The 7052-nt window shown below is 47.8% G+C and carries 6 protein-coding genes and 1 other RNA gene; 4 read left to right on the plus strand and 3 right to left on the minus strand.

Annotation, left to right across the window (positions count from 1 at the left end):
* The 3 genes from K2Q26_14275 to K2Q26_14285 all read right to left on the minus strand — a co-directional run.
* The coding region (locus K2Q26_14275; protein ID MBY0316687.1) for an ATP-grasp domain-containing protein at positions 1 to 1322 on the minus strand (1322 nt) is incomplete at its 3' end.
* Entirely contained in the window at positions 1309 to 2091 is a 783-nt protein-coding gene (locus tag K2Q26_14280; GenBank protein ID MBY0316688.1) for an enoyl-CoA hydratase/isomerase family protein, read from the minus strand. The genes K2Q26_14275 and K2Q26_14280, both read right to left, overlap by 14 nt.
* A gap of 1 nt (position 2092) precedes the next feature.
* Complete coding sequence (locus tag K2Q26_14285) at positions 2093 to 3700, minus strand: methylcrotonoyl-CoA carboxylase (GenBank protein ID MBY0316689.1); 1608 nt, start codon at positions 3698 to 3700, stop codon at positions 2093 to 2095.
* Between the two features lie 191 nt (positions 3701 to 3891).
* Between K2Q26_14285 and K2Q26_14290 the strand changes: the two genes are divergently transcribed.
* The 4 genes from K2Q26_14290 to K2Q26_14305 form a co-directional block, all read left to right on the plus strand.
* Positions 3892 to 4347, plus strand: coding sequence for a hypothetical protein (locus K2Q26_14290; protein MBY0316690.1), 456 nt, complete (start codon positions 3892 to 3894; stop codon positions 4345 to 4347).
* 5 nt (positions 4348 to 4352) lie between these two features.
* Positions 4353 to 5381: a class I SAM-dependent methyltransferase gene (locus K2Q26_14295; protein ID MBY0316691.1), complete on the plus strand. Its 1029-nt coding sequence runs from the start codon at positions 4353 to 4355 to the stop codon at positions 5379 to 5381.
* A gap of 128 nt (positions 5382 to 5509) precedes the next feature.
* An RNA gene (rnpB, locus tag K2Q26_14300) (RNase P RNA component class A) lies at positions 5510 to 5859 on the plus strand.
* 76 nt (positions 5860 to 5935) lie between these two features.
* Positions 5936 to 7052, plus strand: a 1117-nt coding sequence (locus tag K2Q26_14305) for a hypothetical protein (GenBank protein MBY0316692.1), incomplete at its 3' end; no start/stop codon positions are given.

Consider the following 7052-nt stretch of genomic DNA (forward strand, 5'->3'; position numbering starts at 1 on the left):
AACGCCGTCGACATCTTGCCGTTGACGAAGTCTGGATGCTGAAGCATATCGATCAAAAAAGGAATATTTGTCTTTACGCCAAAGAAAATAGTTTCTTTAAGGGTGGTCACCATTTTCATCAGCGCCCGAGGGCGACTCTCGTCCCAAACAATAACTTTCGCGATCATTGAATCATAGTGAGGAGTGATTTCGTCCCCCGCTTCGAATCCGTAGTCAAAGCGACGACCGGGTCCTTCCGGGAAATATTGGAAGGCAAGAACACCTGTGGAGGGAATTCCCACGGAGTAAGGATCTTCAGCATAAATACGGCACTCGATGGCATGACCCCGTGGTTTTAAATTCTCTTGCATCCAGAGCGCCATTCGCCCCATGCGCGTGAGAATTTGCGCCTTGACTAAATCCACACCCATGACGGCTTCGGTCACTGGATGTTCCACTTGCAGGCGTGTGTTCATTTCTAAAAAATAATACTTATCATCTTGAACCAAAAACTCGACGGTCCCTGCCCCGATGTAATTCACTCGCTTCGCCAGCGCGACCGCTCCGCGAGTGATTTCTTCTCGCACGGTGGCCGAAAGAAGCGGAGAGAGAGACTCTTCGATTACTTTTTGATGTCGCCTTTGGATAGAACATTCGCGCTCGTAAAGATGAACTACTTTTCCAGTCAGATCTCCAAAAACTTGAACCTCGATATGTTTCGCACGAATGAGATACTTTTCGAGAAACACTTGACTCGATCCAAACGACGACTGAGCCTCGCGCTGGGCCGATGGGATCAGTTCTCGAGCTTGCTCTGGAGTCGTCATCACCTTCATGCCACGTCCGCCGCCACCAGCGGCCGCCTTCACGATGACGGGATATCCAATACGATCACATTCTTTCACCAACGTTTCGATATCTTGTTGATCCCCTTGATAACCAGGAATCGTTGGTAAACCTAATTCCACAGCGAGTTTCTTTGCGGTGACCTTATCCCCCAACTGGCGGATGGAATCCGGCTCCGGACCAATAAATAAAATATTGTGATCTTTGCAGGCCTGAGCAAATTCGGCATTCTCCGAAAGAAATCCAAATCCTGGATGGAGGGCATCGACGCCGGCACTCAGGGCTCCTTGAATATTTCTTTCGATAGAAAGATAACTCTTAGAGGATTCAGCAGGTCCTATGCAAACGGCCTCGTCGCAAAGTCGGTATGCTCGAGTTTGAATATCGACTTCGGAGTGGAGAAGCACTGTTTTAATCCCCAGCTCTTTACAAGCGGAAATAATTCTTACGGCCACTTCACCGCGGTTGGCGATGGCTAATTTTTTAATTTCCTGCATGACTTCTCCATTGAGGTTCACGACGTTCAAGGAAACTTTTGATTCCTTCTTGGCCCTCGGCACCCACGCGAAGACCAGAGATAAGTTCCGTCGTCACCTTCTTGAGAGAACTCTCGGGCGCTCCGTACACTTGCGAAATGAGATGTTTTGTCGCTCGAACGGCTTGAGGACCATTGCCGTAAATTTGATCGATCACGATCTGAGTGTCTTTCGCCACATCGTCCGTCACGGCATGGACAAGGCCGACCTGCTTGGCATGAGTCGCCGAGAAGACGGTGGCGGTTAAAAAAAGATGGGCCATTGCCGACGACGATACCTTATCTTTAACGAAAGCACTGATCACGGCCGGTGCCAGACCTAATTTAGCTTCGCTAAAACAAAACTCTGTCTGTTCTTCGGCAATCACTATATCTGCAGCTGCAATAATACCTAAAGCTCCGCCCATCGCATGACCATGAACTTTCGCGATCACCGGCACTGGGCAGTTCTTGATTGCGGCAAACATCTCGTACAATTCTTGAGAGTCTTTGAGATTTTCGGCTTGGGTAAATTTGGCCATAGATCGCATCCATTCCAAATCAGCTCCCGCACAGAAGCTTTTGCCATTCCCCGAGATGACGACACAACGAAGATCCTTCGAAGAGGTTAGAGAGTTAAAAGTCTCAGTGATTTCCGAGATCATCTTTGGATTAAATGCATTCCTCACTTGTGGGCGATTGAGAATGACTTGAGCCACACCATTTTTTTCTGAGCGTTCGATCATCTCCATATTACATCCTGTACACGCCGGGGTTTTGCGGAATCCATTCGCTATTGAGACTTGCGCGGAGACCCAAAGCTAAAACATGGCGCGTATCTTTCGGATCGATAATGCCGTCGTCCCAAAGGCGTGAGGTTGAGTAATAAGCAGAACTTTCTTTTTGGTATTTGGCAAGGATGGGGGACTTAAAATCGTCCTGCTCTTTCGCCGAAAGAGTCTTTTTGCTGTCGGCAAGTTGATCCATCTTGACCGTGAGAAGGACGTTCGCCGCTTGCTCTCCACCCATCACAGAAATTCGAGCATTCGGCCACATCCAGAGCTGGCGCGGTTGAAACGCGCGACCGCACATCCCGTAATTCCCGGCCCCGTAGGAGCCACCAATGACGACGGTAAACTTAGGCACTGTGGCGTTACTCACCGCCATCACCATTTTCGCTCCTTGTTTTGCGATACCTTCGTTTTCGTACTTTTGTCCCACCATAAATCCAGTGATGTTTTGTAGAAAAATGATGGGAACTCGACGCTGTTCGCAGAGTTCAATAAAATGCGTCGCCTTGAGTGCAGATTCGCTAAAAAGAACACCGTTGTTCGCGATGATCCCTACCGGCATTCCCCAAATATGGGCAAAGCCTGTGACGATCGAAGTGGCATAGTTTTCCTTAAACTCGTGCATCTCACTTCCATCCACGATCCGCGAAATCACCTCGCGCACATCAAATGGAATTTTAGAATCCGAAGGAATTACGCCGTAAATATCCTCGGGGGAATGAACTGGCTCCTTCGGAGCTATAAGATTTATGTTTTGTTTTTTTCGTTGATTGAGATGAAAAACGATATCGCGGCAAATTGCTAAGGCCTCTTGATCATTTTCCGCAAAGTGATCTGTCACTCCGCTGGTAAAACAGTGCACTTGAGCTCCACCCAAATCTTGGGCCGAAACCACTTCCCCCGTCGCTGCTTTAACTAAAGGGGGGCCTCCGAGAAAAATAGTGCCGTTATCTTTGACGATAATGTTTTCATCACTCATCGCCGGAACGTAGGCACCGCCCGCGGTACAGCTTCCCATGACGACCGAGATTTGCGAAATGCCCCGCGCTGACATTCGAGCTTGGTTATAAAAGATGCGTCCAAAATGGTCGCGATCTGGGAAAACTTCGTCCTGCTTAGGAAGAAAAGCTCCTCCACTGTCCACGAGATAAATACAAGGCAGTTCATTTTCGAAAGCGATTTCCTGGGCGCGAAGGTGTTTCTTCACCGTCATTGGAAAATAGGTGCCGCCCTTAACAGTGGCATCATTGGCCACGATGATGCATTCCTGGCCGTGAATAATACCCATGCCGGTAATGATTCCCGCACTCGGCGCAGCTCCGTCATAAAGATCATTGGCGGCTAACGATGAGAACTCGAGAAGAGAGCTGCCGGGATCGATGAGGGCCTCGACTCTTTCGCGGGCAGTGAGTTTGCCTCGACTTTTATGTTTTTCGGTGGCCTCGGTTCCCCCACCTTTTTTCACCAAATCGACCTGGTGGCGGAAGTCTTGGATAAGAGATTGCATCCATTCTTTGTTCTTAAGAAAGTCTTTGTCTTTGTTGTTAATGTGCGAATTAAGAATGGGCATGAATTCCCCCTAAGGACCCCTAAAATTAAAAACCTTGTATAACATGAACTTTGTAATCCGGGGAATTGGAGCCTGCGTCAATAACTCGTGCCATTCCCCTCGACGAAGAGACTCCGTTCGGCTGATAATCCTTGAAGATTTGTGACAGACCGCCTAAAGTTTTAGGTAAGAGATTTCACTAAGGATTTGCTATGAAATATTTGAACCTGTTAATTCTTTTTGCCATTGTTAACCTGACGTGGTGGCTCGCCAGCAGACCCTCAGATCTTTCCACCGAGCAGCATGAAAAACTTCAAGCGGTGATCCAGGAATATCTTGGTGCCTATCTTAAAGAATCTAACCCTAAAGCTTCAGAAGTTTTGCAACCGCAGGTCATCACCCGAGTGATCGAAGCGGGTCGAAAAATGCAAACTCAATTTAAGTTTTCTTTCTACGAAGAAGATGAGAACGGCTCTCGACAAAAAGTTACCCGCGAGGGAATGTTTCTTCTCACCTCCGAAGATGGCAATGATTGGACCGCGAAAATGGAACGCATTTCCGACAGCCACCTCGAATTCGACGACCCGATGGCGATTCTTCGAGCTAAACCGGGTGAACTGGACGCCGAGCCCACTTCGACTCCCAAAGAAGAACCTCACGGTCATTAATTTCCATGGATAAATTTATTATTATCGACGAAGAGGGCTACTTTGTCCTCTCTCAGGGAATTCGCCTCACCGATGCCGAAGTGGGTCGCAAACTCTTTGAGCAGCTTTATATCACCGACACCCTCGCTGTAAAAACTCGCTTCGACAACGAGGATGTTTTTGTAGAAGCTTTCGATAAGCCCCTCGTGGCGGCACAGGTCTCCAAAGAAAACGGCCGATGGACCCTCATCGGTCCTTACGAATTCGAAGCCCCATTTGATATCAAAACATTGTGTCTTGATGAGTGGGATCGCTTCCACGGACTGACCGAAAAAAGAATCCCTTTCGTATTCTCACGAAAAGCTCAGGCGGAGTTTTTTAATCTCCTTGATGAGTTTTCTGACGAAACGATCACTATCGATGGGAAAACCTACGAAATTCCTCCTTTTTATATCGAAGATCCTAGTTTTAAATCCGAGAACACTTGGAACAATATCTACGCCAACAATCCCCAACCTAACTGGGATCTGAGCGGCGCCCATCCCGCCATTGCACCCATTCTCCCGCAACTCAAAATGGTCAAGAGTCGCGTTGTGAATTTTGGCTGTGGCCGCGCCCACGACGCTGCGGCTCTCGCGCACCACGGGCATGTGGTGACAGGCGTGGACTATTCTCCCCAAGCCCTCGCACAAGCTCGAGAAAAATATTCGAGCATTTCGACACTCACACTGCTCGAGGGCGACGCTCTCAAAATGAAAGTCGATCGACGTTTTGATATCGCGTTTGAACACACTTTGTTTTGCGCGCTGATGCCTTCGCAGAGAAAAGAACTCATTCGGCAGTGGCATCGCGCTCTCGATGATCAAGGCTTCCTGTTGGGAATCTTTTTTGTGATGCCCAAGAGAGCCGGGCCTCCCTACGGATGCTCCGAGTGGGAACTTCGAGAACTGTTCGAGAACAAATTCCGCCCCCTCTTTTGGAAACGTTGGCAGCAGTCCCCTCCCCACCGTCAGGGAACGGAACTGGTCATTTACGCTCAAAAGATTTCTAATTAAACTCAATAATTTCAATTGTATAGCTCGTTGGCGAAGGGCTTATAAACCCCCTCAAGAGGATTGTATATTTAATACTTTCCTCTCAGTCCTCGGTTGAATTTAGAGGCTGATCTGCTAAACCTATCGACTGGGTTCAACGGGTTATCGCTGTCTCGCAAGAGAGAGAGGAAAGTCCGGACTTCGTAAGGCCTCGTAAAGGGTAATGCCCTTCCACCGCAAGGTGAGGAACAGTGGAACAGAGAGAATGTCCAGAGCATTGATCTCGAAATCGGGAACGGGAGATTTTGAGGGAGCTGCTGGAGTGAAAACAGCTAAACTCTGCGAGAAGCAAGATCAAATAGGGAAGTGTTAAGTGTCGGCCTGCACGTGACTTCCGGGTAAGATCGCCAGAGGGTAAAAGTAATTTTACTCCTAGAGGAATGATAGCCTCCTCCCGCAAGGGAGAAGACAGAATCCGGCTTACAGTTGAACCTAATTTTTTTCTTTACTCACTTCGTTTACAGTCCTACGCTCGGAATATCCCTACAATCAAAGTATCCTGACAAGGAGTCGCCGTGGGAATATTTAAATTTCTTTTTGGATTAAATGAACCCGTCAATCGCCGCCGCTATATCCAGTGGGGTTTTGGTTTAATGGCGATAAAGTATTTGGGCGAACTCGTTCTCTACTATTTGTTTTCCAACAATTACCTTATGCCCTGGCAGTTTTTAAATCCTGTCTATACCCAACGTTATCCCGGAAACCTGGCCTACGCCGACTCAAACTTATTCCTGTTTCTTGTCGCTTTGTGGACACTTCCTTTTTTATGGATCGGTGTTTCAATGAGCATGCGCAGAGCCATCAATGCGGGCTTATCTCCTTGGTCCGGGCTTTTCTTTTTTGTGCCCATTGTGAATTTTGTAGCGATGGGCTATCTCGCCTATCTGCCCTCCAAAACTGTCAGCGACGAAAAAACAGAGTTTATTAAACCTGTCGCAATTCAGACAGATATTAAATTGGCGTTGAGTTGCGTGTTTGGAGTGACTTTTCTCGGAATTATTTTGATGTGGATCAGTATATCGATGTTTCGCACGTATGGCGTGGCGCTCTTTTTAGGAACTCCCTTTATGCTATCCGCTCTCCAAGCCTACTTTTTTAATTACAAAGAGCAACAGCCCTTGGGACGAACGACGATCTTGGGATTCTTTACGTTACTTCTCACGTATTTTGCTCTTATGCTCTTCGCGCTTGAAGGCTTGATTTGTTTGGTGATGGCATTTCCGATCAGCTTGATGATGAGTTTGTTGGGATCTTGGATGGGACATTTTTTAGCTACAGTAACGGCACGTAAAGCGATCACGCCACTGATTGTTCTTCCTCTCATACCCACGTGGTTGTTTATCGATTCCGCGACAATTCACTCTCACAAAGACTCCGTGGTCTCCGTGATGGAAATCAATGCACCTCCAGAAGTCGTTTGGCCCAATGTGATTCAATTTAGTGAATTACCTCCGGCCACGGAGTGGTTATTTAAGTTGGGAGTGGCGCATCCTCTCCGCGCTCGAATCGAAGGTCAGGGAGTAGGAGCCGTCAGATACTGTGAGTTTTCCACCGGCGCTTTTGTGGAACCTATCACCGTTTGGAAACCGAATGAACACTTACAGTTTAGTGTTCGGTACCAACCGACTCCGA

This window comes from Bdellovibrionales bacterium (assembly GCA_019750295.1).
Taxonomy (GTDB): Bacteria; Bdellovibrionota; Bdellovibrionia; order Bdellovibrionales; family JAGQZY01; genus JAIEOS01.